This is a genomic window from Stenotrophomonas sp. GD04024 (assembly GCF_029837545.1).
Taxonomy (GTDB): Bacteria; Pseudomonadota; Gammaproteobacteria; order Xanthomonadales; family Xanthomonadaceae; genus Stenotrophomonas; species Stenotrophomonas forensis.
Genome location: NZ_JAOEDV010000013.1, coordinates 1 through 26,324, shown reverse-complemented (window position 1 = coordinate 26,324; position 26,324 = coordinate 1). Strand labels below are relative to the sequence as shown.

At 67.9% G+C, this 26,324-nt stretch carries 24 protein-coding genes; 10 read left to right on the top strand and 14 right to left on the bottom strand.

What is annotated here, in order from left to right; genetic code table 11:
- Window positions 1-289: 289 nt before the first annotated feature.
- Window positions 290-2,236, bottom strand: coding sequence for a DEAD/DEAH box helicase (locus N7590_RS06435; protein WP_164242600.1), 1,947 nt, complete (start codon window positions 2,234-2,236; stop codon window positions 290-292).
- A gap of 266 nt (window positions 2,237-2,502) precedes the next feature.
- Between N7590_RS06435 and N7590_RS06430 the strand changes: the two genes are divergently transcribed.
- A complete protein-coding gene (locus tag N7590_RS06430) occupies window positions 2,503-2,724 on the top strand; it encodes an RNA-binding S4 domain-containing protein (RefSeq protein WP_108760017.1) in 222 nt (73 codons plus the stop codon).
- Between the two features lie 11 nt (window positions 2,725-2,735).
- Here N7590_RS06430 and ubiM read toward each other — a convergent pair whose 3' ends face one another.
- The 4 genes from ubiM to N7590_RS06410 form a co-directional block, all read right to left on the bottom strand.
- A complete protein-coding gene (gene ubiM, locus N7590_RS06425; protein ID WP_164242599.1) occupies window positions 2,736-3,914 on the bottom strand; it encodes a 5-demethoxyubiquinol-8 5-hydroxylase UbiM in 1,179 nt (392 codons plus the stop codon).
- Window positions 3,915-3,994: 80 nt separating this feature from the next.
- Window positions 3,995-4,384, bottom strand: a complete 390-nt coding sequence (locus N7590_RS06420) for an MAPEG family protein (RefSeq protein ID WP_053449185.1) — start codon at window positions 4,382-4,384, stop codon at window positions 3,995-3,997.
- Between the two features lie 11 nt (window positions 4,385-4,395).
- Window positions 4,396-4,941 (bottom strand): DUF4019 domain-containing protein, encoded by a 546-nt coding sequence (locus N7590_RS06415; RefSeq protein WP_164087909.1) that lies wholly within the window; start codon window positions 4,939-4,941, stop codon window positions 4,396-4,398.
- A 58-nt stretch (window positions 4,942-4,999) separates the two neighbouring features.
- Window positions 5,000-6,163: a hypothetical protein gene (locus N7590_RS06410; protein WP_164242598.1), complete on the bottom strand. Its 1,164-nt coding sequence runs from the start codon at window positions 6,161-6,163 to the stop codon at window positions 5,000-5,002.
- A gap of 327 nt (window positions 6,164-6,490) precedes the next feature.
- Between N7590_RS06410 and N7590_RS06405 the strand changes: the two genes are divergently transcribed.
- The 3 genes from N7590_RS06405 to N7590_RS06395 all read left to right on the top strand — a co-directional run bounded on the left by N7590_RS06405 (window position 6,491) and on the right by N7590_RS06395 (window position 9,976).
- Window positions 6,491-7,969 carry a DNA-3-methyladenine glycosylase 2 gene (locus N7590_RS06405; RefSeq protein ID WP_164242597.1) on the top strand — a complete coding sequence of 493 codons (1,479 nt, stop codon included), beginning with the start codon at window positions 6,491-6,493 and terminating at the stop codon, window positions 7,967-7,969.
- Window positions 7,966-8,457, top strand: coding sequence for a methylated-DNA--[protein]-cysteine S-methyltransferase (locus N7590_RS06400; RefSeq protein WP_164242596.1), 492 nt, complete (start codon window positions 7,966-7,968; stop codon window positions 8,455-8,457). The genes N7590_RS06405 and N7590_RS06400 overlap by 4 nt, the downstream gene beginning before the upstream one ends.
- A 256-nt stretch (window positions 8,458-8,713) precedes the next feature.
- Window positions 8,714-9,976, top strand: a complete 1,263-nt coding sequence (locus N7590_RS06395; RefSeq protein ID WP_164242595.1) for an ectonucleotide pyrophosphatase/phosphodiesterase — start codon at window positions 8,714-8,716, stop codon at window positions 9,974-9,976.
- A gap of 100 nt (window positions 9,977-10,076) precedes the next feature.
- On the opposite strand, the gene N7590_RS06390 is transcribed toward N7590_RS06395, so the two are convergent.
- Window positions 10,077-10,256 (bottom strand): 30S ribosomal protein THX, encoded by a 180-nt coding sequence (locus N7590_RS06390; RefSeq protein ID WP_004150462.1) that lies wholly within the window; start codon window positions 10,254-10,256, stop codon window positions 10,077-10,079.
- Between the two features lie 110 nt (window positions 10,257-10,366).
- Window positions 10,367-10,780: a MerC domain-containing protein gene (locus tag N7590_RS06385; RefSeq protein WP_008264835.1), complete on the bottom strand. Its 414-nt coding sequence runs from the start codon at window positions 10,778-10,780 to the stop codon at window positions 10,367-10,369.
- Window positions 10,781-10,915: 135 nt separating this feature from the next.
- On the opposite strand from N7590_RS06385, the gene N7590_RS06380 reads away from it, so the two are divergent.
- The 4 genes from N7590_RS06380 (at window position 10,916) to N7590_RS06365 (ending at window position 16,763) form a co-directional block, all read left to right on the top strand.
- Window positions 10,916-13,126 (top strand): TonB-dependent receptor, encoded by a 2,211-nt coding sequence (locus tag N7590_RS06380; protein WP_279935249.1) that lies wholly within the window; start codon window positions 10,916-10,918, stop codon window positions 13,124-13,126.
- A 226-nt stretch (window positions 13,127-13,352) separates the two neighbouring features.
- The gene (locus N7590_RS06375; RefSeq protein ID WP_053508296.1) at window positions 13,353-13,919 is read left to right on the top strand and encodes a TetR/AcrR family transcriptional regulator; all 567 of its coding nucleotides are present in this window, start codon (window positions 13,353-13,355) and stop codon (window positions 13,917-13,919) included.
- On the top strand, window positions 13,919-15,592 hold the full coding sequence (locus tag N7590_RS06370) for an MFS transporter (protein ID WP_164242981.1): 1,674 nt from the start codon (window positions 13,919-13,921) through the stop codon (window positions 15,590-15,592). Before N7590_RS06375 ends, N7590_RS06370 begins: the two co-directional genes overlap by 1 nt.
- A 10-nt stretch (window positions 15,593-15,602) precedes the next feature.
- Window positions 15,603-16,763, top strand: a complete 1,161-nt coding sequence (locus N7590_RS06365; protein WP_180878238.1) for an HlyD family secretion protein — start codon at window positions 15,603-15,605, stop codon at window positions 16,761-16,763.
- Window positions 16,764-16,871: 108 nt separating this feature from the next.
- On the opposite strand, the gene N7590_RS06360 is transcribed toward N7590_RS06365, so the two are convergent.
- The 7 genes from N7590_RS06360 to creB form a co-directional block, all read right to left on the bottom strand.
- Window positions 16,872-17,363, bottom strand: a complete 492-nt coding sequence (locus N7590_RS06360) for a Fur family transcriptional regulator (RefSeq protein WP_004150412.1) — start codon at window positions 17,361-17,363, stop codon at window positions 16,872-16,874.
- A gap of 34 nt (window positions 17,364-17,397) precedes the next feature.
- Window positions 17,398-18,801: a glutamate--tRNA ligase gene (gene gltX, locus N7590_RS06355; RefSeq protein ID WP_164241359.1), complete on the bottom strand. Its 1,404-nt coding sequence runs from the start codon at window positions 18,799-18,801 to the stop codon at window positions 17,398-17,400.
- Between the two features lie 93 nt (window positions 18,802-18,894).
- A complete protein-coding gene (locus tag N7590_RS06350) occupies window positions 18,895-20,457 on the bottom strand; it encodes a M20/M25/M40 family metallo-hydrolase (RefSeq protein ID WP_164241394.1) in 1,563 nt (520 codons plus the stop codon).
- A gap of 277 nt (window positions 20,458-20,734) precedes the next feature.
- Window positions 20,735-21,145, bottom strand: a complete 411-nt coding sequence (locus tag N7590_RS06345) for a hypothetical protein (protein WP_164241360.1) — start codon at window positions 21,143-21,145, stop codon at window positions 20,735-20,737.
- A gap of 10 nt (window positions 21,146-21,155) precedes the next feature.
- A complete protein-coding gene (creD, locus tag N7590_RS06340; protein WP_164241361.1) occupies window positions 21,156-22,475 on the bottom strand; it encodes a cell envelope integrity protein CreD in 1,320 nt (439 codons plus the stop codon).
- An 81-nt stretch (window positions 22,476-22,556) separates the two neighbouring features.
- The gene (gene creC / locus N7590_RS06335) at window positions 22,557-24,017 is read right to left on the bottom strand and encodes a two-component system sensor histidine kinase CreC (RefSeq protein ID WP_164241362.1); all 1,461 of its coding nucleotides are present in this window, start codon (window positions 24,015-24,017) and stop codon (window positions 22,557-22,559) included.
- 3 nt (window positions 24,018-24,020) lie between these two features.
- Window positions 24,021-24,746, bottom strand: coding sequence for a two-component system response regulator CreB (creB, locus tag N7590_RS06330; RefSeq protein ID WP_080375917.1), 726 nt, complete (start codon window positions 24,744-24,746; stop codon window positions 24,021-24,023).
- Window positions 24,747-24,781: 35 nt separating this feature from the next.
- On the opposite strand from creB, the gene rlmJ reads away from it, so the two are divergent.
- Together rlmJ and N7590_RS06320 are read left to right on the top strand one after the other, a co-directional pair.
- The gene (gene rlmJ, locus N7590_RS06325; RefSeq protein ID WP_006425982.1) at window positions 24,782-25,639 is read left to right on the top strand and encodes a 23S rRNA (adenine(2030)-N(6))-methyltransferase RlmJ; all 858 of its coding nucleotides are present in this window, start codon (window positions 24,782-24,784) and stop codon (window positions 25,637-25,639) included.
- Between the two features lie 95 nt (window positions 25,640-25,734).
- Window positions 25,735-26,280: a GNAT family N-acetyltransferase gene (locus tag N7590_RS06320; protein ID WP_004150340.1), complete on the top strand. Its 546-nt coding sequence runs from the start codon at window positions 25,735-25,737 to the stop codon at window positions 26,278-26,280.
- The last annotated feature ends 44 nt before the right edge of the window (window positions 26,281-26,324 follow it).

The window sequence follows — 26,324 nt, the reverse complement described above, 5'->3', positions numbered from 1 at the left end:
GCAGTCACAGGCCACGGGTCATGGGAACCCGTCGGCTCTGCTGGTCCGTGCCACTCCTACCCATCCCGGATCCCCCCGAATGTGCTGCGGTGACAACCTCCCTTGGAACCGCCCCAGCCTAGGACCGGGAATGTGTTGGCCATGCGAAAAAGGGACGGAGGGGATTAAGTCGTTTATGGCATAAGCACCTGGCCTGCCATTTACGACTTAATCCCCTCCGTCCCCTTTTTGCGACCCGGAACGGGCAACGCCAGCCCGAAGGCTGGCGTTGTCAGGGCTGAGGTGCGGCTCAGTAGCTGCGCGGGCCGCGCGGCTTGAAGCCGTCACGACGCGGCGGACGGCTGTCGCGGTCACCGCCGCGGTCGCAACCGTGACCACCCGGACCACCCGGGCCGCCACGACGCGGGCCACCCGGGCCGCCCGGACCACGCTTGTCGAAGCGCGGCTTGAACGGACGCGGGGCCGGGTTGGTGTCTTCACCCGGCGCCAGCGCGCGCATCTGCAGCTGCTGGCCCGACACCCACACCTTCTGCAGGTGCGACAGCACGTCCGGCGGCATCTGTGCCGGCAGGTCCAGCAGCGAGAAATCGTCGTGGATGTCGATGCGGCCGATGAAGCGGCTTTCCAGGCCGGCCTCGTTGGCGATGGCGCCGACGATGTTGGCCGGCTTCACGCCATGCTGGTGGCCGACCGAAATGCGGTAGGTCTCCATGCCCTGCTCCGGCGCGCCACGCGGCGGAACCTCACGGCGCGGGCGCTGCTCGAAACCACCTTCGGTATCGTCACGACGCGGACCGCGCTCGAAACGCGGGCCACGCTCGTTGCGGTCGAAGCGATCGCCACGCTCCGGGCGGTCGCCACGGTCGAAGCGCTCGCGCGGTGCACGCTCTTCGCGCGGCGCACGCACCGGCGGCTGCAGCAGGAACGGGGTGTCACCCTGCAGCATCTTGGCCAGCGCGGCAGCCACTTCGATGGCCGGCACGTTCTGCTCGTTCTCGAAGCGCTCCAGCAGCTGGCGGTAGAAGTCCAGGCCGCCGGCACCGAGGGTTTCGGTGATGCGCGAGGTGAACTTGTTGATGCGGGTGTCGTTGACCGCTTCCACGCTCGGCAGCTGCATCTCCTCGATCGGCTGGCGGGTAGCGCGCTCGATCTGGCGCAGCATGCCCTTCTCGCGCGGGGTGGCGAACAGGATCGCTTCACCGCTGCGGCCGGCGCGGCCGGTACGGCCGATGCGGTGCACGTAGCTTTCGGTGTCGTACGGGATGTCGTAGTTCAGCACGTGGCTGATGCGCTCCACGTCCAGGCCACGGGCGGCCACGTCGGTGGCAACCAGGATGTCCAGCTTGCCTTCCTTCAGCATGGCGATGGTGCGCTCACGCTGGGCCTGCTGCATGTCACCGTTGATCGCGGCTGCGGCCAGGCCACGGGCCTGCAGCTTGCTGGCCAGTTCTTCGGTGCCGGCCTTGGTACGGGCGAAGATGATCATCGCGTCGAACGGCTCGACTTCCAGGATGCGGGTCAGCGCGTCCAGCTTGTGCATGCCGCTCACCCACCAGTAGCGCTGGCGGATGTTGGCCGAGGTGGTGGTCTTGGCCGCGATGGTCACTTCCACCGGGTCCTGCAGGTAGGTCTGCGCGATGCGGCGGATCTGCGGCGGCATGGTAGCCGAGAACAAGGCCACCTGGCGCTGCTCCGGCAGCTTCTTCAGCACGGCTTCGACGTCGTCGATGAAGCCCATGCGCAGCATTTCATCGGCTTCGTCCAGCACCAGGGTCTTCAGCTCGGACAGGTCCAGGGTGCTGCGGTCCAGGTGATCGATCACGCGGCCGGGTGTACCGACCACGATGTGCACGCCGCGGCGCAGCGCCGACAGCTGCTGGCCGTACGGCTGGCCGCCGTACACCGGCAGCACGCGGAAGCCCGGGATCTTCGACGAATACGACTGGAACGCCTCGGCCACCTGGATGGCCAGCTCGCGGGTCGGCGCCAGGATCAGGGCCTGGGGCTTGATCTGCTGCAGGTCGATGTTGGACAGTACCGGCAGTGCGAACGCAGCGGTCTTGCCGGTACCGGTCTGGGCCTGGCCCAGCACGTCGCGGCCTTCCAGCATCGCCGGGATGGTGGCGGCCTGGATCGGCGACGGGGTTTCGTAGCCGATGGCGGTGACCGCCTGCATCACGGGCTCGGACAGGCCGAGCTGCGCAAACTGCAGCGGCGCTTGGGAATCTTGGGACATGGGGAACTCCGAAGGCACTGCCGTCGTTCTGGCAGTGCGATAAAAAAGGGATGGTCCGCGCTTTGGGCGCCCTTCTTATCGCGTGCCCTGGCGCTGCTCGGTCGGAGGAGATTTCACTCGCTCAGAGCGGAATGATACCGCATTGATCCTGAACGAGGCATACAGCTTTCCAAGCGCGTGCGGTGGTGCCCGGTGCTGGCGCACAATACGCGCCCTCTTTCCGGCCCGGCCACCGGCCTGCGCCCTCTTCCCAGGAACCCCGCTCCATGCAGATTCTCGAATTCGACCTCGACGGCGACTACGTCGAACTCAAGCAGCTGCTCAAGCTGGCCGACCTGGTCACCAGTGGCGGCGAGGCCAAGATGGTCATCAGCGAAGGCCAGGTGCTGGTCGACGGCGAGGTTGAACTGCGCAAGGCCTGCAAGATCCGCGCGGGCCAGGTGGTCGAATTCGCCGACAGCCAGATCCGCGTGCTGGCTGCCAGCTGATCTGAACCCGTTCAGGCCACGCGCTGGGTCAGGTGCGAGGCGATCAATTGCCTGAACGGCGCCACGCCCTGCGCCACGCGCAGGCCGGCCGCACGCAGCAGCCGCGCCGGGCGTCGATCGTCGGTGTACAGGCTGGCGATCGCGTTGGTGGCCTCGTACAACGGCCGTGACGCCAGTCGATGGCCGCGCTGATAGCGGGCCAGCATGCCCTCGGCCGCGATGTCGGCACCGCGCCGCTGCTGCTCGACGATGCCCTGCGCCAACCGCTGTGCGCTGGCCAGGCCCAGGTTGAAACCATGCGCGGTAACCGGGTGCATGCCCACCGCCGCATCGCCGATCAGCGCCGAGCGCTCGCCCACGAACCGGTGCGCGTACACCCCTACCAGCGGATACGCCTGCGGCGTGGCCACCGGCTGCATCCGGCCCAGGCGGTGTTCGAAGCAGGCACTGATGGCTTCACCGAACGCCACCTCGTCCATCGCCACCAGTTCCTCGATCTGCCGCGGCGGCAGCGTGATCACCGCCGATGCCTGGCCCTCGTTGAGCGGCAGCAACGCCATGGTGCGGCCATAGCCGAACCACTCCCACGCAGTGTGGTGATGATCGCGCTCGACCTGCATGCGGCAGACCAGCATCGACTTGCCGAAGTCGCGCATCTGCGCGCCGATGCCGAGCATGCGACGGGTTGCCGAAAAGCGGCTGTCGGCGGCCACCAGCAGGCGCGCGTGCAGCTTGCTGCCATCGTCCAGCGTGACCACGTGGCCCTGTGCATCGGCCTGCACGCCCAGCACCTTGCGGCCATCAAACAACTCCAGCCCATCCTGGCCCTGCACGGCATCCCATGCGGCGCGGCGGATCAGATGGTTGGGCACCAGCCAGCCCAGCGGCTGGCCGTCGACCTGGCTGCTGGCGAAGGTCAGCGCGAATGGCGAGCCGCCGTTCATCACCCTTGCGTCGCGCAGCTCGGCCACTTCGGCCTGCGCCAGGCGCTGCCACAGCCCCAGCTGCTCCAGGCTCTGCCGCGAGGCATGGGTCAGCGCGATCTCGCGACCATCGAAGGCCGCCTCGGCCAGTACCTGGCGCGGCTGCACGTCCACCAGCCCGACCTGCAGGCCGCTACCGGCCAGCGCGCGTGCGAAGCACAGACCCGCCGGGCCCGCGCCGACCACCACCACGTCCATCCTGCGCATGCGCGCCTCCTGCCGTTGATCCAGTCCGCGCCAGCATAGCGCCACGCAGCTGACCGGCCTTGATCTGGATCAGGCCCGGCTCACAACAACGCGAACACCAGCGCCAGGATGGCCAGCAGCGATACCGCCCAGACCAGGCTGCGCACATAGGGCACGCCGGCGGCATACAGCGGCAGATAGACCACTCGTGCCCAGAAGTAGGCCTGCGCGGCCAATGCGGTGGTGTCGTTGCTGCGCCCGGCCAGCACCACCGCGATCGCGGCGGCGGCGAAGAACGGGAAGGTCTCCAGGAAGTTGGCCTGGGCCCGCTGCAGGCGGCCGGCCAGCGCACTGAGCGGCCGGGCCTGGCCATCACGCGCCGAGGCATTCCACTTCAGGCCACGCTCGCGGGTGACCACCGTGGAGGTGGCGAAGATGTAGACAAAGCCCAGCAGCACCGACCAGGCCAGCATTGTCAGTTCAGTTGCCATCATTGCGCTCCTCAGGGTGCCGATGCACGCAGGCTGTAACCGGCCAGGCGCCACACCTGGTCCTCGTCGAAACGGAACGACACCAGTTCGCGTACCGGCTGCGCGCTGTTGGCGAAGCGGGTCGGGAAGCTGACGTTGATGTACAGGCCTTCGGGCACGGCGGCACCGGCGCCGTACTTGACCCGGGTGATGGTCGGCTGGCCGCGGCCGGCCATCGCGCCCAACCGCGTGCGCTCGGTGGTCAGCTGGCTGACAAAGGCCGCCTTCGGCACCGCACGTCGCGCGACGGCGGAGGCGCCCTCCCACAGCTCGCCGGCACGGTTGGCATCGACCAGCTGCGCCGCCTTCACTGCGGCTGCGCCCATTTCCGCGTCCTGCTTCTGCACCTGCGCCTGCTGCGCGGCGGTCAACGCCGGGGCACCGGCGGTGGCCGGCTTCGCGGCCGCCGGCGATGCCGGCGCCGGGCGCGCGGGTGCAGGTGCGGGCGTGGCCGGCGCAGGCACCTGCGCCAACGCAGTGAAGGGCATCAGGGACAGCAGCAGGAGCACGCGCTTCATGGACACCGCCGGTTACCGGGAAAGAACCGCAGTCTACGCCAGCACAGTGAGCTGTTCGTCAGCGCGCGTGGGCGCTGCCCTCGACCACGGCAGCGTCGGCCTGCGCGGCAGGCTTGCCGGCGTCCGCAGGAGCCTGTTCGGCCACCGGCGGCGGCTCGGACGGTGCCGGCGGCAGCGTGGCCACATCGATCTCCGACAGCGGGCTCTCTTCGGGACACACCGCATCGGGGAAACCGAAGCGCTGCTTCAGTGCCTGGCCACAGCTGTTGATCGATTCCATGTCAGCGCCTTCGCGCTTGCACTGCTGGTCGAAGGCGATCAGGAACGCATCCTTGCGCTGTACGAAATCATCGCCGCAGGCGCGCATCTGCTTGATCCGTTCCAGGTCGTCCTGCACCGCGTTGGTGCCATCCAGGCCGTACTGGCGCAGCTCGTCAGGGGTCAGCAGGCGCAGGCTGCGGTTGGGCACGGTCATCATCAGATCGGCCACGCCCACCGCCACGCCGTTGCGCTGCAGGTAATCCTTCACGTTGTCGTAGACCTCGTGCAGCTCGCGATTGAGTTCGGCGCGCGAGGTGGCCTTGGAACTGATGCGCATCATGCGGTGGATGCCGACCTTGCCCGACAGCAGGCGATTGTCACCGGCGGCCAGCACGAACACGCAGGCACTGTGGCAGATCGAGCCTTCGCGCACCCAGATGGTCCAGCCCGATTCACCGATGCTGTCACCGGCCACGATGGCCGATTCCACCTGGCCGCCGCTGGAATCCAGGTCGAGGATGCGCTTGTGGATCTTCTGCTCGTCGGCGACCACGGCCAGCCGCCACATCATCTCGGCGAAGCCCGGATTGATCTTTCCGGAATAGCGCACGCGCATCAGGCCACGCTCGGCGCAGGGCGCCAGCGCCTGGCTGATCTGATCGCGCTGCAGGCCCTCCAGCTCGATGCCATCACCGGCGTCGCCGGCGTACTCGGTGCTGCAGCTGACCCAGGCGCGGCCATTCTCCAGTTGCGCCTGCGGCCACGGCCGATCGGCCCGGCTGCGTGGTGCTGGCGGCGGTAGCGGCGCGTCGGCCGCATTGATCGACACCATGTTCTCGCCATCGCTGGCCGGCGCGCGCGCCGCTTTGTCGGCGGCGATCACATTGCCCGGATTCTCCAGCTTGCTGCAGCCCGCCAGGGCCAGGCACAACAGGGGCAACCAGCGGAATTTGGCGGACATCGGCAACCGGTCTTCATGAGAGCAAGGGCCACAGTCTACCCGTCCAGCGCGCGCGTTCAGCGCGTGGCACTGAACCCGCTCTGACCCTCGGGAAAGCGTGTCGACCAAGGTCGACACCTACCCACAGCAAAAGCGTGCCGACCAACGGTCGGCACCCACCAACTGCAGCGACCAACCGCCCCGCCATCCCACGGACTGCCAGCTTTTGATTGAGACGTTGACGGTGACGTTGCGGGTGCAGGGCTGCAAGCCCTGCCAGCCCCCCCTTTCAGCATCCATGTCCGAATCCGGCGAGTATCCCCACCCGCACCCGCCTAGACTGGCGCCATGGACACCGCCCTCGCCCTCGACACCGCCGCCTGCGACCGCGCCCGCCTGGCCCGCGACGCACGCTTCGACGGCGTGTTCTTCACCGCCGTGCGCAGCACCGGCATCTACTGCCGCCCGGTGTGCCCGGCGCCACCGCCGAAGCCGCGCAACATCACCTACTACCCGACCGCCGCCGCGGCCGCTGCGGCCGGCTACCGGCCGTGCCTGCGCTGCCGCCCGGAACTGGCACCCCAGGCCCAGCAGGCACTCGCCGGACAGACCGTGCAGCGCGCCCTGGCCCTGATCCAGGGGGGCTTCCTGCAGGAGCAACCGGTGGCAGATCTCGCCCAGCGCATCGGGCTCAGCGCGCGCCAGCTGCAACGGCTGTTCGTCGAGCATCTGGGCGCGACACCCGGACAGATCCACGCCACCCATCGCCTGCTGCTGGCCAAGCAGCTGTTGACCGAAACCACGCTGCCGGTGACCGACGTCGCGCTGGCAGCCGGCTACAACAGCCTGCGCCGCTTCAATACCGCATTCCTGCAGGGTTGTGGCATGGCCCCCACCGCGCTGCGTCGCCAGCACCATCCCCTCGCCGCCGATGAGGGGGGCCTGGTGCTGCGCCTGGCCTACCGGCCACCGCTGGACTTCCCACGCATGCTGGCCTTCCTGCGCAAGCGCAGCCTGCCCGGCATCGAACTGATCGGCGAGGACAGCTACCAGCGCGTGTTGGGCACGCCTGAGCGGCCCACCCTGCTGCGCGTCACCGCCGATCCGAAACGGCCGGAACTGCACCTGCAGCTCAGCGCCGTCGATCCACGCCTGATCCCGGACATCGTGCGTCGCGTGCGCCGCGTGTTCGACCTGGATGCCGACCTGCAGCAGGTGCACGCCGCACTGGGCGAAGAACCGCTGCTCGCGCGCGGCATCGCCGAACGCCCCGGGCTGCGTGTTCCGGGCGGCTGGGATGGATTCGAAGTGGGCGTGCGCGCGGTGCTCGGCCAACAGGTCAGCGTCGCCGCAGCCACCACGTTCGCGCGCCGGCTGGTGGATGCCTTCGGCGCACACCTGCCGGGCATGCCATCGGACTTCGATCGCCAGTTCCCCGCACCCGAGGTGCTGGCCGGGGCGCCGCTGGAATCGATCGGCCTGCCGCGCAGCCGTGCCGCCACGGTGCGCGCGCTGGCCGCCGCCTGCGCCAGCGGCCAGCTCGATTTCGGGCCGGGCCAGGCGCTGGAAGAGTTCGTCACCCGCTGCGTGGCACTGCCCGGCATCGGCCCGTGGACCGCGCAGTACATCGCCCTGCGGGGCCTCGGCCAGCCTGATGCCTTCCCCGCCGGCGACCTGGTGCTGCAGCAGGTCCTCGGCCATGCGCAGGGCCAGCGCCTGAGCGAACGTGCGACCGAAGCGCGCTCGCAACCCTGGCGGCCGTGGCGCGCGTATGCCGTTCTGCACCTGTGGCACCTGTCCGGCACTTTCGTTGGAGAACCGACATGACCCTGTTGTTCGACCGTTTCGACAGCCCGATCGGCGTGCTGACCATCGCCGGTGACGAGCGCGGACTTGCGCATGTGCTGTTTCCGGAAAACCGCCATCCGGCGCGTGGCCGCGGCGACTGGCACTACGCGCCGGATGCGCTGCCGGAAGCCCGCGAGCAGTTGCTGCAGTTCCTGCACGGCGAACGCAGCAGCTTCGATCTGGAACTGGCACCGCGCGGCACGCCATTCCAGCTGCGCGTGTGGCAGGCGCTGGCGCTGATTCCGTTCGGGCAGACCTGGAGCTACCTGCAGCTGGCACAGCACCTGGGACAGCCCAGCGCAACCCGCGCGGTGGGGGCCGCCAACGGCCGCAACCCGTTGCCGATCATCCTGCCCTGCCATCGCGTCATCGGCAGCAACGGCGCACTGACCGGGTTCGGTGGCGGCCTGGAAACCAAGGCCGCACTGCTGCGCCTGGAACAACGCCAGGCACCATTGTTTGCATGAGGGCCGGCCGGGCTGCGCGCTGCGTTGCCATGGGGCTGCGTACTGCGTTGCCGTGGGTAGGTGTCGACCTTGGTCGACACGGCAGTTCCACGACAGGCCTGGATGGAAGCATCGGGAACATGTCTGGAGAAAGACCCCCTTGTTGTTGAAGGGGGCGTGCCGGCAGGCGCACGGATAAGGAAGAATGCGTGGACACGCTGCGCCCTTCGGCGCAGCGTGTCTTGGGCCGGTCATTGCGCCGGCTTATCATGCGCGGATGACTTCCGTACGCCTGACCTGCGCGCTGGCGCTGCTGCTGCCATTGGCCGCCTGCACCACCGCGCCCGCGCCCTCCGCCGCCCCTTCCGCCTCCGTTGCCACGCCCGTTGCTGCGGCTGCGCCGCCGAAGCTGCTGCTGATCTCCATCGACGGCCTGCGCGCCGACGCGCTCGATCGTGGCCTGACCCCGAACCTGCAGCGGCTGATCGACGGCGGCGTGCGTGCACGCTGGATGACCCCGTCCTATCCGTCGCTCACCTTCCCCAACCACTACACCATCGTCACCGGCCTGCGCCCGGACCACCACGGCATCGTCAACAACAGCATGGACGACGAGGCACTGGGCCGTTTCGAGCTGAGCAACCGCGAGGCGGTCACTACCAGCGCGTGGTGGGGCGGCGAGCCGATCTGGGTCGGCGCCGAGAACGCCGGCGTGCGTTCAGCCACCACCTCGTGGCCGGGCAGCGAGTCGGAAATCCGCGGGGTGCGCCCGAGCCAGTGGCGCATCTACGACGGCCAGGAACCGCTGGAACAGCGTGCCGGCATCGTGCTTGACTGGCTGGCGCAGACCGACGCCGATGCGCCGCGCCTGACCACGCTGTACATGGAGCACGTGGACAAGGCCGGCCACCACTACGGCCCGGATTCGAAGCAGTATGCCGACGCCATCGTGCGCGCCGACCAGATCGTCGGCCAGGTGCTGGATGGACTGCAGCAGCGCGGGCTGGCGTCGACAACCAACGTGATCGTGGTGTCCGACCATGGCATGGCCAGCGTCGCCGACGGCCACGTGATCGCCACCGAATCGATGGCCGATCCGGCCATCGCGCGCAATGTCAGCCAGGGCCAGTCGGTGGGCTTCGCACCGGTCGCCGGTCGCGAAGCCGACGCCGAACGCGTCCTGCTCGGCCGCCACGCCCACTACGAATGCTGGAAGAAGGAAAACCTGCCGCCGCGCTGGCACTACGGTACGCACCCGCGGGTGCCGCCGATCGTCTGCGCCATGGATGAAGGCTGGGATGCCCTGCATCGGGACCGGATCGCCAAGCGCACCAAGCAGGATCGCGGTTCGCATGGCTACGACAACGCCCTGCCGTCCATGCGTGCGGTGTTCGTGGCCAGCGGCCCGTCATTCCGCCAGGGCCTGGTGATCGATGGCTTCGACAACGTCGATGTCTATCCGCTGCTGGCGCATCTGCTGCAGGTGCCGGCCGCGCCGAACGACGGCAACCCGGAAACGCTGAAACAGACCCTGCGCTGACGCCGCCGTAGAGCCGGGCCCACGCCCGGCTCAGCGAGCAGGCATAAAAAAACGCGGCGCCAGGCGCCGCGTTTTTCCTTGAAGCGGTCGACCGGCCGGATCAGGCCTTGGCGACAGCCTTCTTCGCCACAGCCTTCTTCGCCGGAGCCTTGGCCACGGTCTTCTTGGCAACCGGGGCGGCGGCGCCTACGGCGACCTTGCTCGCGGTGTGCGAACGGGCGTTGCCGTAGCTGGCGTTGTAGCGCTTGCCCTTGGCGGTCTTGCGGTCACCCTTACCCATGTCTTCAACTCCTCAAGTGTGAAATCTGGTTACCCCGTACTGACACGGGTTCGGCGGGGCCGCCTTGCTGGGCGCCCCCGCGCACGATCGGAAATCCTATCACGGAGCGCCTAGTGCGCGCAGCTGGCGTCGTGCACGTGGCCGTGATTGAGGCGCAGGTTGACCAGGTGCGCGACGCCCACCAGCAGGCCACCGATGGTCATCACCACCGCATGCGGCACCGCGTTGTGATGCAGCGGGTCGTACAGCACGCCGGCCCACAGCGCGACCAGGCCCGGAATCAGGAAACCCAGCGCGCGCAGCGCACCATGCCGGCGATAGCCCCATACCAGGCTGAACAGCCCAAGCAGGGTCACGAACACCACCAGCGCCTGCTCCACGCCGTCACTCAACCAGAACGACAGGCCCAGCGACGGCGCCGCCGCCAGCAGCACGGGGATCACCGCGCAATGCACCGCGCACAGCATCGAACCAGTGGCGCCGAATCGGTCGAGCAGGTGGCGCAGGCGTGAGGACAGGGACATGACTTCCAGCAGGGTCGGCGAATCGTTATGGAATAATATAACATCCGTTCCCGACCCGCACGGTTTCCCTCCCCCTGTCCCACCGACGGGATTCGTGCGCCCTGCGATTGATACATTGTAACAAAGGACCTGCCCATGCCCGCCCACACCCCCCGGCTCAAGCCGCATTCCCTGGCCCTGGCCCTCGCCGCCCTGCTGCCGTCCGCCGCCTTTGCTGCCGGCCAGGACGGCGCCCATCGTGACCGCCACCTGACCGAGCTGTCGTCGGTGCAGGTCACCGCATCGCCGCTGCAGGGCGATGCCGAATCGCTGGCGCGCCCGGTCGAGGTTCTCGCCGGGGAACGCCTGGACGAGCAGAAGGCCGGCACCCTCGGCGATACCGTAGCCAAGCTGCCCGGCGTGCAGAGCACGTTCTTCGGCCCGGGCGTCGGCCGCCCGATCATCCGCGGCCAGGAAGGCCCGCGCGTGGCGGTGCTGTCCAATGGCATGGGCAACATGGATGCCTCCACGGTCAGCGCCGACCATGCCACCAGCATCGAGCCGTTCCTGGCCGACCAGATCGAAGTGCTGAAGGGGCCGGCCACGCTGCTGTTCGGCAGCGGCGCCATCGGTGGTGCCGTCAACGTGGTCGATGGCCGCATCGCGCGCGAACTGCCGGAGCGTCCGCTCAGCGGCCGTGCAGAACTGCGCGGCAATTCGGTGAACAACGAACGCAGCGGCATGTTCCGCCTCGATGGTGTCAGCGGCAACGTCGTGCTGCATGTGGACGGCCTGGTGCGCAATGGCGACGACTACCGCATCCCGGGTTACGCGGTGATCGACAGCCTGGAAGATCACCACGACCACGACCACGATCATGACCACGATGCGGCCGAGGGCGAAGAACCGCGCCGTGGCCGCCTGGACAACAGCTCGATCCGCACCCGCGCCGGTGGCGTCGGCGCAACGTGGCTGGGCGAGGGCGGCTACTTCGGTGTGTCGGCCAGCACCTACCGCACCAACTACGGCATTCCCAATGGCGCGCACGTGCACGCCGACGGTGATGATCATGGCCATGACCACGGCCACGACCACGGCGATGAAGAGGAAGGCGGCGACGAGCATGACGTGCGCATCGACATGGTGCAGAACCGCTTCGAGACCAAGGCCGGCATCTACGACCCGGTCTCGTTCCTGAAGAACATCAACGCACGCGTGGCCTACACCGACTACGAGCACGTGGAGCTGGAGGCCGGCACGCCGTCCACCCGCTTCACCAACCGCGGCATCGAAGCGCGCCTGGAAGCGGTGCAGCAGCAGATCGGTGGCTGGGACGGTGCCTTCGGCCTGCAGTTCGGCAACAGTGATTTCGGCGCCAAGGGCGAAGAAGCCTTCGTTCCGGATACCGGCACCAGGAACATCGGCCTGTTCGTGCTGCAGGAAAAGCAGTTCGGCCCGTTCAAGCTGGAACTGGGCGGTCGCCACGACCAGGTCAAGCTGGACCCGACCGGTGACTACCGTCGCCGCACCTTTGGTGCCACCAACCTGTCCGCTGCGGGCATCTGGAAGCTCAACGACGCGGTGGACCTGCGCATTGGCGTGGACAGTTCCGAGCGTGCGCCGACCAATGAAGAGCTGTACGCCGCTGGCGCACACATCGCCACTCGTTCGCTGGAAATCGGTGATGCCAACCTGAAGACCGAGCGCGGCCAGCGTATCGAGCTTGGCATCCACACCCACAGTGACCGCCTGGACTTCTCCGCATCGGTCTACCAGACCAAGTTCAAGGACTTCATCTACCTGGCCGACACCGGCGTCACCGAGGGCCTGCCGGTTCGTGCGTGGACCCAGCAGGACGCGGTGTTCCGCGGTGCCGAGGCCGAAGCACTGGTGCACCTGTTCGAGGGTGGCGCCGGTGACTGGGACCTGCGCCTGTTCGGCGACTACGTGAAGGCCAAGCTGGATGGCAGCGGCAGCCGCAACCTGGACATCGCCGTGCCGCATGGCGACCACAACCACAGCTACTCGGTGGAACTGGCCAATACCGGCTACCTGCCGCGTATCGCTCCGGCCCGCGTCGGCGCCGACCTGCGCTGGTCGAAGGATGGCTGGCGCGCCTCGGTCGGTGCGGTGCGTTACAGCCGCCAGAAGGACGTCGCGCAGAACGAGGAACCGAGCAACGGCTACACCCTGGTCGATGCGCACCTGGCCTACCGTTGGGACCGCAACGCCAGCAACAGCTACGAGGTGTTCCTGGATGGCAGCAACCTGACCAACCGCGAAGTGCGCCCGCATACCTCGCTGCTGCGCGACTACTCGCCGCTGCCGGGTCGTGGCGTCGCTTTCGGCATCCGCGCGTTCTTCTGATCGCGCACAACGGGGTCGGAGCCCTTTCCGATGGAAAGGGCTCTGAACCTCCCTCACCCACGCATGGCGTGGATCTACAGCATCTCCAACGGGGGCCTTCGGGCCCCGTTTTCATTTCCGCCAACACCATCACGCAAGCGTCACAAAGATGTGCGTACGACAACAAACGGACAATCCCGTCACTCAATGTCTCGCCAACCGGACATTAATGTCCGAAAATGAACCCATGACCGCCCAACGTGCCGATGCCGCTGCCCGCCGTGCCCTCATCCTTGATGCCGCCGATCATGTGTTCGGCCAACATGGCGTCACCGCTCCACTGGACCTGGTGGTCGAACGCGCCCAGGTGGGCCGCGCCACCCTGTATCGCAACTTCCCCGACCGTACCGCGCTGATCCAGGCGCTGCTGCAGCGTACGGTCGACCGCATCCGGCGCCAGGTCGAGCAGCTCGGCGACCGCGACGACGCCCTGTTCGAGGTGTTCGAGGGAATGGCCCAGCGCATCATCGATTCGCCTGCCCTCGCCGATTACTGGCGTGCGGTGGATTCGGACGTGCCGGCCATGCGCACCGCGCGCGAGACCGTGCGTGACCTGCTGGAAGCGCCGATTGCCCGTGCCAAGGCCGCCGGCCTGTGCCGCGCCGACCTGGAGAAGACGGATATTTCACTGATCTCGGGCATGCTGGGCGCAGCCCTGCGCGGCAAGACCCGCGACGAGCGCGCCCAGCTGGCCGGGCGCGCCCTGCAGCTGCTGCGCGGGGGTCTGCAGGGAGCACCCAGCGAGGCGCGCTGATGGTCCAGCCGTATCTGAAGCCGGTTCCGGATTGGGAGGAGCACGAGAAGCCGACCATGCCCGGTTCGGCGTCGATGCCCTGGCATCCGCCCCATCGGCGCGTGGCCTACGCGCTGGTATCGCTGCTGGTGGCGATCACCGGCGGTCTCGGCAACGCGCTCGTCACCGCCAACCTGCCATTCCTGCAGGGCCAGCTGGCGCTGACGCCGACCCAGGGCAGCTGGCTGGTGGCGGCCTACGCGATGGTCAATGTCACCGCCAACCTGCTGGCCTTCAAGTTCCGCCAGCAGTACGGCATCCGCCTGTTCGCCGAGATCGGCCTGGGCCTGTACGCAGCGCTGGCGGTGCTGCATCTGTTCGTCGGCAGTTTCGAGACCACCCTGCTGACCCGCGCCGCCAGTGGCTTCGCCGGCGCCGCCTGTTCAACACTGGGCACGCTGTACATGCTGCAGGCGCTGCCGCGCCGCTTCACCGGCAACCTGCTGGTGGTGGGTGTGGGCCTTTCGCAGCTGGCGGTGCCGATTGCCTGGATTGTGTCACCGGGGCTGGTCGATACCGGCCAGTGGCACCAGCTCTACTCATTCGAAGCCGGCCTCGCCCTGTGCGCGTTCGCGGCGGTGGTGGTGCTGAAGCTGCCGCCCGGCATCCAGATCAAGGCCTTCGAGCCAATGGACTTCCTCACCTTCGCCCTGCTCGCCCCTGCCGTTGCGCTGCTGGTGATCGTGCTGGCACAGGGCTATACGCGCTGGTGGCTGGATACGCCGTGGCTGGGGTGGGCACTGGTAGCCTCCATTGCGCTCTCCACCACCGCCTTCATCATCGAACACTACCGCCGCAACCCGCTGCTGCAGACGCGCTGGCTGGCCAGCCTGCCGGTGCTGCACTTCATCGCGGGCGCGTTCCTGATCCGCTTCCTGACCACCGAGCAGTCCTACGGCGTGGTCAACCTGATGCGCACGCTGGGCATGGGCCCGGACCAGCTGCGCCCACTGTTTGGCGTGATCCTGGCCGGCGTGATCACCGGCATCGCGGCGGCGTCGCTGACGTTCGGTCCGAAGCGGCTGATCGCCCAGCTGCTGATGGCGATCCTGCTGCTGGGCACCGCCGCCTTCTTCGACCAGCACCGCACCAGCCTGGACCGGCCGCACGACTTCTACGTCAGCCAGTTCCTGGCCTCGGTCGGTGCCGGCATGTTCATGGGCCCGCTGATCATGCTCGGCATCTCCGCCGCACTGAAACAGGGCGTGGACCACATGATCACCTTCCTGGTCACGCTGTCGATCACCCAGACCCTGGGCGGCCTGGCCGGTTCGGCGGTACTCGGCACCTTCCAGCTGCATCGCGAGCAGCTGTACTCCAGCGCGTTGACCAGCCAGCTCGATCCGGCCGACCCGGTGGTCGCGCAGCGCCTGCGCCTGCAGCAGCAGCTGTACAGCGCACAGATCACCGATCCGGTGCTGCGCAGCGCGCAGGGCAGCGCGCAGCTGGCGCAGATCACACGCCGCGAAGCCAATGTGCGCGGCTTCAATGATGTGTTCACCCTGAGCGGCTGGCTGGCCATCGGCTTCCTGTGCTGGTTGCTGCTGCTGTCGCTGCGTACCGCCGTGCTCAAGCAATGGCGCAAGCGCCACCCCACGTCCCCTGCTGCGGCCACGCCGGTCGCGCCCCGTTGAGTTGATCGCCATGCCCCCCGTCCCGCCCCGCCCCGACGACATCGACGCCGACAACGTCACCCCGCCGCCACCGACCGATGCGGCGCCTGCGCCCACACCCGCGGCGCCGGCGGCCGCGCCGAAATACCTCAAGCCCAGCGCGCGCAGCGTGGTGGTGATGGTGGTGGTGGCGTTGCTGGGGATCGCACTGATCCTGCGTGCCTGGCACCTGTGGCCCTTCACCAGCAGCGTGATGGTGACCGACAACGCGTATGTGCGCGGGCAGATCACGGTGATGGCGCCGCAGGTGAACGGCTACGTGACCGAGGTGCTGGTCAAGGACTTCCAGCATGTAAAGAAGGGCGAACCCCTGTTGCGCATCGATGACCGCATCTATGCTCAACGTGTCGCCCAGGCACAGGCGACGCTGGACAGCGCACGCGCGGCACTGGCCAATTCGGACCAGTCGCAGGCGCAGAACCGTGCGCAGATCGCCTCCGCACACGCCACGCTGTCGGCGGGCCAGGCCGAACTGCAGCGCTCGCGCAACGAGGCCCGCCGCTACGAGGAGCTGGCCGCACAGCAGCTGGTGTCGATCAACGATCGCGACAAATTCCGCACCAGCCAGGCCTCGGCGCAGGCCAGCGTGCAGCAGTCGCAGGCGCAGATCCGCATCGCCGAGGAAACGCTGGTATCGACCCGGGTGGCACGCAAGAGCCTGGAAGCACAGGTGGAGAGCGCGCAGGCACAACTGGAACTGGCCCGCATCGACCTGGCCAATACGGTGATCCACGCACCGCGCGACGGCCAGATCAGCGAGGCCAGCGTGCGCGTGGGCCAGTACGTGGCCGCCGGTTCGCAGCTGCTGTTCCTGGTGCCTGACACGCTGTGGGTGGTCGCCAACTACAAGGAAGGCCAGACCTGGCAGATGGCGATCGGCCAGCCCGCCTCGTTCTCGGTGGACGCCTTCCACGGCCAGGTGCTGAGCGGCCGCGTGGAGGAGATCGCGCCCGCCACCGGGTCCGAGTTCAGCGTGCTGCGCCCGGACAACGCCAGCGGCAACTTCACCAAGGTGGTGCAGCGGCTGCCGGTGCGCATCAGGATCGACGGTGAGCAGAAGCTGGCAGCACAGCTGCGGCCGGGCATGTCGGTGATCGTGCGGGTGGATACCGCGACCAAGCCGATGGACTAGGGTGCAGGCCCGGTTGTGCCGATATGAAACGCGGTCAGATCCCTTTGCCAATGGCAAATGGATCCGACCCCGCTCCCATGCCGGCCAGCGGCCGGCACTACCGTTGCGTTACCCGGCGCAGCGCGCGCAGAGCCCGTGCACTTCCAGGGTCTGTGCCTGCGGCTGGAAGCCCAGCTCCTTGGCGCGCTTTTCCAGCTGGGTGACGATCTCGCGGTCTTCCAGTTCCACCGCGCTGTGGCAGCTGTTGCAGATCAGGAACGGCACTGAATGCGCCGCGCTGCTGGGATGATGGCAGGCCACGAAGGCATTCACCGATTCCAGCTTGTGCACGAAGCCGTTGGCCATCAGGAAGTCCAGCGCGCGGTACACGGTGGGCGGGGCATCGGCGCCCACGCCCTTGCCGTTGCGCACCCATTCCAGCAACTCGTAGGCCTTGACCGGCTTGCCGGCCTCGGCGATCAGCTTCAGTACGTTGGCGCGGATCGGGGTCAGGCGCAGCCCGCGTTCGCGCGAGACACGCTCGACCACCGCCACGAAATCCGATGCGTCGTGGACGTGGTGGTGCGGGGCGGTACAGGCAGTGGCGGTCTTGGCGGGCATGCGTGTTCTCCGGTTCGGGCCTGGCAAGGATGCCTCAGGCCGTTGCTACCTTGGTGATGGCCACATCAATGCGTTTCAAGGCCTGTTCGCGGCCGGCCAGGTACACGGTATGGGAAATGTCAGGACTGACCTGGGTGCCGGTGATGGCCACGCGCAGCGGCTGGGCGACCTTGCCCATGCCGATGTCCAGCGCGGCGGCCACGTCGTGCAGGGCCACGCCCACTGACTCGGCGGTCCACTCCGGCAGCGCCGCCAGCAGCTCGCGGGCCTTGCCCAGCGCCACCTCGGCACCGGCCTTGAAGTGCTTGGCCACCGCCGCTTCGTCGTACTCGGCCAGCGGCTGGTACCAGACCACGGCCTTCTCGGCCATTTCCTTCAGGGTCTGCACGCGTTCACGCAGCGCGATCACCACGTCCTCCGGGGCGGGGCCGGCGGCCACGTCCAGGCCCAGCTTCTGCAGCTGGTAGACCAGGTGCGGCACGATGGCAGCCACATCCTCGGTCTTCAGGAAGTGCTGGTTGACCCAACCCAGCTTGGCCATGTCCAGGCGCGAGGCCTTGGAATTGCAGTCCTTCACGTCGAACAGCTCGATCAGTTCCTGGCGGCTGAACAGCTCCTGGTCACCGTGCGACCAGCCCAGGCGGGCCAGGTAGCTCAGCAGCGCGTCGGGCAGGTAGCCGGCGTCCTTGTACTGCATCACGTCGGCCGCGCCGGTGCGCTTGGACAGCTTGGCGCCCTGCTCGTCCAGGATCATCGGCATGTGGCCGAACTTCGGCACCGGCGCACCGATGCCTTCGTACAGGTTGATCTGGCGCGGGGTGTTGTTGATGTGGTCGTCGCCGCGGATGACCTCGGTGATGCCCATGTCCCAGTCGTCCACCACCACTGCGAAGTTGTAGGTGGGGTAGCCGTCCGGGCGGAAGATGACCATGTCATCCAGCTCGCTGTTGGCGATCTCGATGCGGCCCTTGATCAGGTCGTCGAACACCACCGTGCCTTCCAGCGGGTTCTTGAAGCGGATGACGCGGTTCGGGTCGTCCTTGTACGGCAGGCCCAGCTCGCGCGCGGCGCCGCTGTAGCGCGGCTTTTCCTGCCTGGCCATGGCGGCTTCGCGCATCGCGTCCAGCTCTTCGCGGGTTTCGTAGGCGTAGTACGCCTTGCCGTTGGCGATCAGCTGCTCGGCCACTTCCTGGTAACGGGCGACGCGCTCGGTCTGGTAGATCGGGCCCTCGTCGTAATCCAGGCCCAGCCACTCCATCGCCTCCAGGATGGCGTCGATCGCACCCTGGGTGCTGCGTTCACGGTCGGTGTCCTCGATGCGCAGCACGAACTCGCCGCCGCGGTGGCGGGCCTCCAGCCAGCAGTACAGCGCGGTGCGGGCACCGCCGATGTGCAGGTAACCGGTGGGGCTGGGGGCGAAGCGGGTGCGGCAGGTCATGGAGGACTCGAGGAACGGGAATCCCCCGATTTTACCACCAGCCCCGGATAGGCAAGGAGAGGCGGACGCGTCCAGCCCCTCCCGCCCGGGTTTTCAGGGCTGCGGTTCAGCCTTGCGCGGGAACGGCTGCTCGCGCATGGCGGCGTTGTAGGCGAACGAGGCGACGATGGCCGCGGCCTGCTTCAGGTCTTCCGGCTCGGCGTGGTCCCAGGTGTCCAGGTGGCTGTGGTGGACGTTGCTGAAGTAGTCCAGACGGTCCTGGATGAACTGGAAGCCCGGCAGGCCGATGCGGTCGAAGCTGATGTGGTCGGTGCTGCCGGTGTTGCGGGTGGCCACGGTGGTGGCGCCCACGTCATGGAACGGGGCCAGCCAGGCTTCGAAGATCGGCATCGCCGCCAGATTCTCCTGCGCGTAGATGCCACGGAAGCGGCCCGAACCGTTGTCCATGTTGAAGTAGACCTGGAACTTGCTGTAGTCGCGCGTCTTGCGCAGCGCACCGGTCGGCTCGCGCAGCGAGGCCGGCAGCGCTTTCTGCGCGGGGTCGGTGGGTTCCGGGAACTGGCCGAAGTGCCTGGCGACATAGGCCTGCGAGCCGATCAGGCCCTGCTCCTCGCCACTCCACAGCGCCACGCGGATGGTCCGCTTCGGCTTGGCACCGGTGGCCTTGAGGATACGCATGGCCTCCATCATCACCGCCACGCCGGCAGCATTGTCGGCCGCGCCGGTGCCGCTGTGCCACGAATCCATATGCGCGCCGATCATCACCACCTCATCGGGCTTGCTGCTGCCGCGGATCTCGGCCAGCGTGTTGTAACCGGGCTGGTCGGCTTCGTCAGTGAAACGCGCGGCCACGTCCACGCGCAGGCGCACGGTCTGCTTGGCCTTCAGCGCGCGCACCAGCGGGTTGAAGTGTTCGCTGATCATCGCCAGCTCGGGGATGCCCACCGATTCACCGGCCTTGCGCGAACCACCTCCGGCAACACGGATGATGCCGTTGTCCCAGCTGCTGATGCTGATCGAGGCCAGCGCGCCTTCTTCGACGAAGAACGCATTGACCTTGCTCGCCAGCGCCTGGCGCTCCTGGTATTCCTTGACCCGCTTGGCGCGCTCGGCGGTGGCGTCCTGGTCCTTGGGCAGGGTGAATTCCTGCAGGCCTTCCAGCGAGGTGGCGTCGTGGCGATGCGAATCTGCCTCGGTGCCGCGCTTGTACTCGCGTGCTTCGCCCAGCAACAGGATCCTGCCGCGCAGCTTGCCGCGGTACTTCTCGATGTCTTCGGGCTTCTTGATCTCGACCTGCACCAGTTCGCCTTCCACCGGGCCGTTCGTACCCGGCGTCCAGGCCTTGGGCAGCGCATGCAGCGGTTGGATGCGGTCGCCCAGCATTTCCACGCTGGCCGAGGTGAACTCCCAGCCACGGCCGAAATCATCGAAGGCTTCGTCGTGCACGTTGTCCAGCTTCCATTCGTTGAACTTGCCACGGGTCCAGGCGTTGGCGCGGCCCATCGCCGGGGAATTGGTCAGGCGCGGGCCGATGCGCTCGGTGAGGTAGCTGAAGGTGTCCATCACCTGCGAACGATGGAAGGCCTCCTGGCGGATGCGGCTGACCATGTCCAGGTCCACCGTCTCGCGCTGCTGCGCCCCTGCATTGCCACCCATCGCCAGCGCTACCGCCAGCACGCCCCACTTCAGCCCGCTCCACTTCAACACGCCGCACCCCTGCCCTTCGGCTCGATCATCAACCCGTCGAGTCTAGCCAGCAGGGGCGCGGCGATACCGTCCCATCGGTCATGGGCGGTGCGGAAGCGTGCGAACCAAGGTTCGCACCCACAGGAGAGTGGTTGGTTCGCACCCACAGGAGAGTGGTTGGTTCGCACCCACCAAAGGGCTGGGTTCCCGCCCGTAGATCCACGCCATGCGTGGATGAACAGCCGAATCATCCACTCCAGCCCAGCCACAGCTGCCCCCGCGCCGGCAGCAGCAACAACCAGTGCCGCCGGTCGATGCTGCTGCAGCCGTACACCGCCGCATGTGCCGGCCAGTCCTCCGGCAGGCCGCCGATGCCGATCTCGGCCAGCGCCTCCGCTCCGGCCTTCCATGGCCGGTAGCGTGGCACCCTGCCCGCCAGCGCGCCGCGTCCCTGCCGCGCACCCTGCAACCAGTCCAATCCCTGGCCCTGCAATCCCTCGCAGGTGACCGCGGCCAGCTGGAAGCGGACCAGGCCGGGGGCGATCCGTGCCCCCGGCAGGGCCGCCAGCACACCATGTGCCTGCAGCAGTGCATCCACTTCCAGCAGGGCCGGAATGCCCTGCCGTGCCCGTTGCCGCAATCCGTGGCGCCAGCCCATGGCGTCCTCCTTACTTCAGTTCCGCGCCAAGCGCGTACCAGTCGACCCGGCGGGTCACCCACATCGCCAGCGCCAGGATCACGAACAGCAGCAGCGAGCCCATCAGCAGCGCGTTGTTCTCCGACACCAGCAGCCCATACAGCGCGCCGTACAACACGGTCAGCAGCGCGGCAAAGCCGAGGCCACGCTTCCAGTGGCCCAGCACGTTGGCCAGGTACACCGCCTGCAGCCCGATACAGGCCACGGCCGAGACCAGGTAGGCCTTCCAGAACGCGATGTGCTCGGACAGGCTGATCAGCAGCAGGAAGAAGATCGCCAGCGCCAGGCCCACCATCAGGTACTGCAGCGGATGGATGCGCAGCGACTTGATCAGTTCGAACAGGATGAAGCCGACGAAGGTGAGCAGCACGAACAGCACGCCGTACTTGGAAGCGCGGTCGGCCTGGGTATAGGTATCGACCGGATCGACCAGCGACACGGTCACCGCCTGCGAATCGATCGCGCCGTCGCTGCGCAGCTGGCGCTGCGCGTCGGACGCCAGCGAGGACACCGCCCAGCGTGCATCGAAGCCCTGCGCATTGACGCGTCGCTCGTTGGGAAGGAATGCACCACTGAACGACGGATGCGGCCAGCTCGAACGCAGCGCGATGCGGGTGTCATCGCCCACCGGCACCACCGACAACATGCGGCTGCCGTCCAGGCGCAGTTCCAGTTCGACGGTACTGGCGGCCAGGCTGCCGCCCTGGTCGCTGGCGAACCCGGCCACGGGAGCATGCAGGCCGCGACCGACTTCACTGGCCGCTTCGACGCCTGGCAGCAGCCGCAGCTGCTTTCCGTCCACGCGCAGGTTGGGCGTACCGACCAGCCCGCGCACGTCGGAGACGCCCAGCGCCACATACGGCTGTCCGTAGCTGCGGCCTGCCTTCACCGGGTAGTCGTCGACGGCGAACGTTGCCTTCAGCTGGCCGTTCCAGCTGTACACCGGCACCTTGAACAGGCCGACCTCGCGCTGGCTCGGCAGCATCTCACCGCCCACTTCCAGCGTGGCCGGCATCTGCAGCCAGTGGCCTTCGCTGACCTGCACCTCGGTCTTCTTGTTGCCCTTGGCGTCGACCACCTCGACCTGCTGGCGCTCGACCCACGGCACCACCCGCACCGGCCCGACCAGGCGTTGGACCCCGGCGCGGCTGTCGGCAACCCGCGAGAACGCCTCGTCGCGGTATGCGCTGCGCTCGGTAATGACCCCTCGGATCATCATCAGTGGAACCAGCAGCAGCAGGATCAGCCCGCCGACAATGGCGAACCGCAGCAGCATTTTCAGGGATTTCATGGTCCATCCTCGTTGGAGAGGGGTGCAGGATGGACCGCTGCGGTGAGCAGGGTTTGTGGCGAATTTGAAGCGGGTGTGAAGTCAGCGGCGCGGGCGTTGGCCCGGCACGCTCAACGGCAACCACAGGCTGGCCACGGTGCCGCCGCCGTCACGGGCCTCGACGCTGGCACGGCCGTCATGCAGGCGCGCGACCTCCTGCACGAATGGCAGGCCCAGGCCGGAACTGCGCCGTCCACTAGCGGGGCGCGCCAGCGAATAGAAGCGCTCGAATACCCGATCGCGCGCATAGTCCGGAATGCCCGCCCCCCGGTCGGCCACCTGCAGGCGCACGCCCTGCCCGTCCACCTCGGCCTGCAACGCGATCTCCGCACCGGCTGGTGAGAATGCGATGGCATTGTCGATCAGGTTGTGCAGCGCCTGCCGCAGCAGGTAGGCATCGCCCTGCACGGACAGGTCGGGCGCGCTGCCGATGCGCACCTGTACGCCCGCCGCCTGCGCGCGCACCTGCGCCGCAGCCGCCGCCTCGGCCAGCAGCACCGGCAACGCGATCGGGTCGCGGGTCTGCAGCCAGCCATGCTGCTCCACTTCGGCCAGCGCCAGCAGCTTGTCGATGGTCTCGGTCAGCCGTTCCTGCTGGTCGACGATGCTGCGCGCGAAATGCACGCGGTCGGCCTCGGGTAGCGGCTCCTGCAGCAGCTCGGCGGCACCGCGGATCGCCGCCAGCGGGCTCTTCATCTCGTGCGTCAGTGACTGCACGTACTGTTCGACGTAGGCCTTGCCTTCCAGCTTGCGGCGCATGGTTTCCAGCGCCTGGCCGAGATCGCCGATCTCGTCGCGGCGTCGGCGCGGCGGCGGTACCGGTTCGCCGGCGGTGACCGCGCGGGCATAGCGGCTGAGCTGGCCCAGGCCGGTGGTCAGCCACATCGTCACCAGCACGCCGACCAGCGCCGACAGCCCGATCAGCCAGGCCCCGCGCTCGATGATGGCGCGCTGGCTGGCGGCGATGAACGGATCGATGCTGCGGTTGGGCTGGGCCAGGCTGAGCACGCCGATCAGCGTGCGCCCATCGGCCGGGTCATACACCGGCGCCGCCACGTGCATCACGGTATCGCCTTCCTCGCCCGGTACCTCCGGGCTGGAACGGGCGCCATACTCGCCGCGCAGGGTGCGGTAGACATCGTTCCAGCGCGAGTTGTCGCGGCCCAGGTCGCGGCCCAGCGAGTCGTAGATGACGATGCCCCGGGCATCGGTGATGGTCACCCGGTAATCCAGCGAGCGCTTCGGGAAGCGCCAGACCATCGCCTTCAGGTCGCGCTGTCGCGCCTTGGCCAGGTTGCGGGTGAAGCCGCCGCTGCGGATGGTGCCGTCCTTGACGTCGGCGGCGGCCATCTCGGCCAGTACGTTGGCCGCATCGACCAGGGTCGACTCCATCGCCTGGCGCACACCCGGTTTCACTTCATTGACGAACACCCGCATCACGAAGAACGCGGCGATGCCGGTGATCAGGAAGAAGCCTAGGAACAGCTTCAGCACCAGGCGCATCGGCTAGACCTCCAGCGCGTAGCCGAGGCCACGGTGGGTGCGGATCGGATCATCACTGGCACCGGCCGCACGCAGCTTGGCGCGCAGCGTCTTTACATGGGTGTCCACGGTACGGTCGGCGCTGTCGGCGCTGCTGTCCCAGCCGCGATCCATCAGCTGTGCACGGCTGAGGATGGCGCCCGGGCGTTGCAGCAATGCCTCCAGCAGCGCGTATTCGTAGCGGGTCAGGTCCAGCGCCTGGTCCCGGAAGCGGATGCGGCGGCCGTCGCGGTCGATGGCGAAGGCGCCGTGCTGCTGCCAGCCCGCGTCGGCGCTGCCCGCTGCCGCCAGCGGTGCAGCACGGCGCAGGCGAGCACGCACCCGCGCCACCAGCTCGCGCGGCGAGAACGGCTTGGTCATGTAATCGTCGGCACCCAGCTCCAGGCCGAGCACGCGGTCGACCTCATCATTGCGGGCGGTGAGGAAGATCACTGGCAGCTGCGCAGCCGGGCCCGGCTGTGCGCGCAGCCGCCGGCACACCTCGAAGCCCCCAAGATCCGGCAGGCCCACGTCCAGCACCAGCAGATCGATGCCGCCGGCCTGCAGCCGCTGCAGGGCCTCGCCGCCGAGCAGGCAGTGGCTGGCGGCATAGCCTTCGCTGCGCAGCGCATAGAGCACGGTTTCGGCGATGGCGGCTTCGTCCTCGACCACCAGGACATGGGCAACAGGAACTGTCATGGCGCGCAGCATAGCCGCTGCGGCCGTCGCCCCGTACACTGCCGCCCATGAACTATCGCCACGCCTTCCATGCCGGCAACCACGCCGATGTGCTCAAGCACATCGTGCAGCTGGCCCTGATCGACAGCTTCAAGCGCAAGGACAGCCCGTTCTTCGTGCTCGACACCCACGGCGGTGCCGGCCGCTACCTGCTGGCCAGTGAAGAGAGCCGCAAGACCCTGGAGGCCGAGTCCGGAATCATGCGGCTGATGGCCCAGCCCAAGCTGCCGGAGGTGGTCGAGCGCTACCTGAAGGCCGTGCAGGCCGACAACCCGGTCGGCGCGCTGACCAACTACCCGGGCTCGCCGCTGCTGAGCGCACAGGCCATGCGCGCGCAGGACCGCATGGCGGTGTGTGAGCTGCAGGAACCCGAAACCGCCACGCTGAAGGCCCTGTTCGCCCACGACAGCCGCGTCGATGTGCGTCCGGGCGATGGCTACGCGCTGCTGCGCTCGCTGCTGCCGCCGAAGTTCAACGGCAGCAAGATCGGCCGCGGCCTGGTGCTGATCGACCCGCCCTACGAGGCCCAGGACGCCGAGTACCAGAACATCCTGGCCGCCCTGGCCGAGACCCTGGCACGCTGGCCGCAGGCGACCTGCGCGGTGTGGTTCCCGATCAAGCAGCGCCGCACCATCCTGCACTTCCTGCGCAAGGCCAGTGCGCTGCCGGTGAAATCGGCGATGACGATCGAGTTCCTGGTGCGCCCGGACGACTCGCCGCTGCGCCTCAACGGCAGTGGCATGCTGCTGCTCAACCCGCCCTGGCAGTTCGATCGGGTGGTCGGCCCAGCCCTGCCGGCGCTGCGCCAGCACCTGGGCGAACCCGGTGCCAGCACCCGCCTGGATTGGCTCAAAGCCCCCGAATAACGGCCTTCACGAGGCTGTACCGCCGTGAGCCTTTCGTTCACGGAATGCAGCCCCGGTGATGCCACAATCGATGGACCACCAAGGAATCACCCGGTATGGCCACTCGCAACCGCATGCCGCCCTGGCATGAGATCTTCAAGGCTCCCAGCGGCCACGAGCTGCTGATCCGCCCCATCCGCCCGGAAGATGGCGCGCCGCTGCAAGCAGCGTTCAGCCTGTTCGGGCCGGAAGAAATCCGTGATCGTTTCCTGCAGGCGGTGACCGAGCTGTCGCCGGAAACCACCCAGCGCCTGACCCACCCCAATCCCAAGACCGAGATCACCCTGGTCGCAGCCGAATCCCTGCCCGCTGGCGAAGCGGTGGTCGGCGCGGTCGCCCGGGCCTCGATCATCCCCGGTACCCGTGAAGCCGAGTACGCGATCCTGATCAGCCGCTTCCTGATCGGCCAGGGCCTGGGCCGGCAGCTGATGCGCAAGCTGGTGAAGTGGGGCCGCGGCAAGTACCTGGACCGCCTGTACGGCGACGTGGCCGCCGAGAACGAGCCCATGAAGCAGCTGGCCGCCTCGCTGGGCTTCAAGCCGGTGCCGCACCCGACCGGCGCCGAAGGCCTGGTGCGGATGGTGCTGGAGCTGGACAACTGAAGGATGGGCCGGGCACTGCCCGGCACCGCATGTTTCGATAGTCG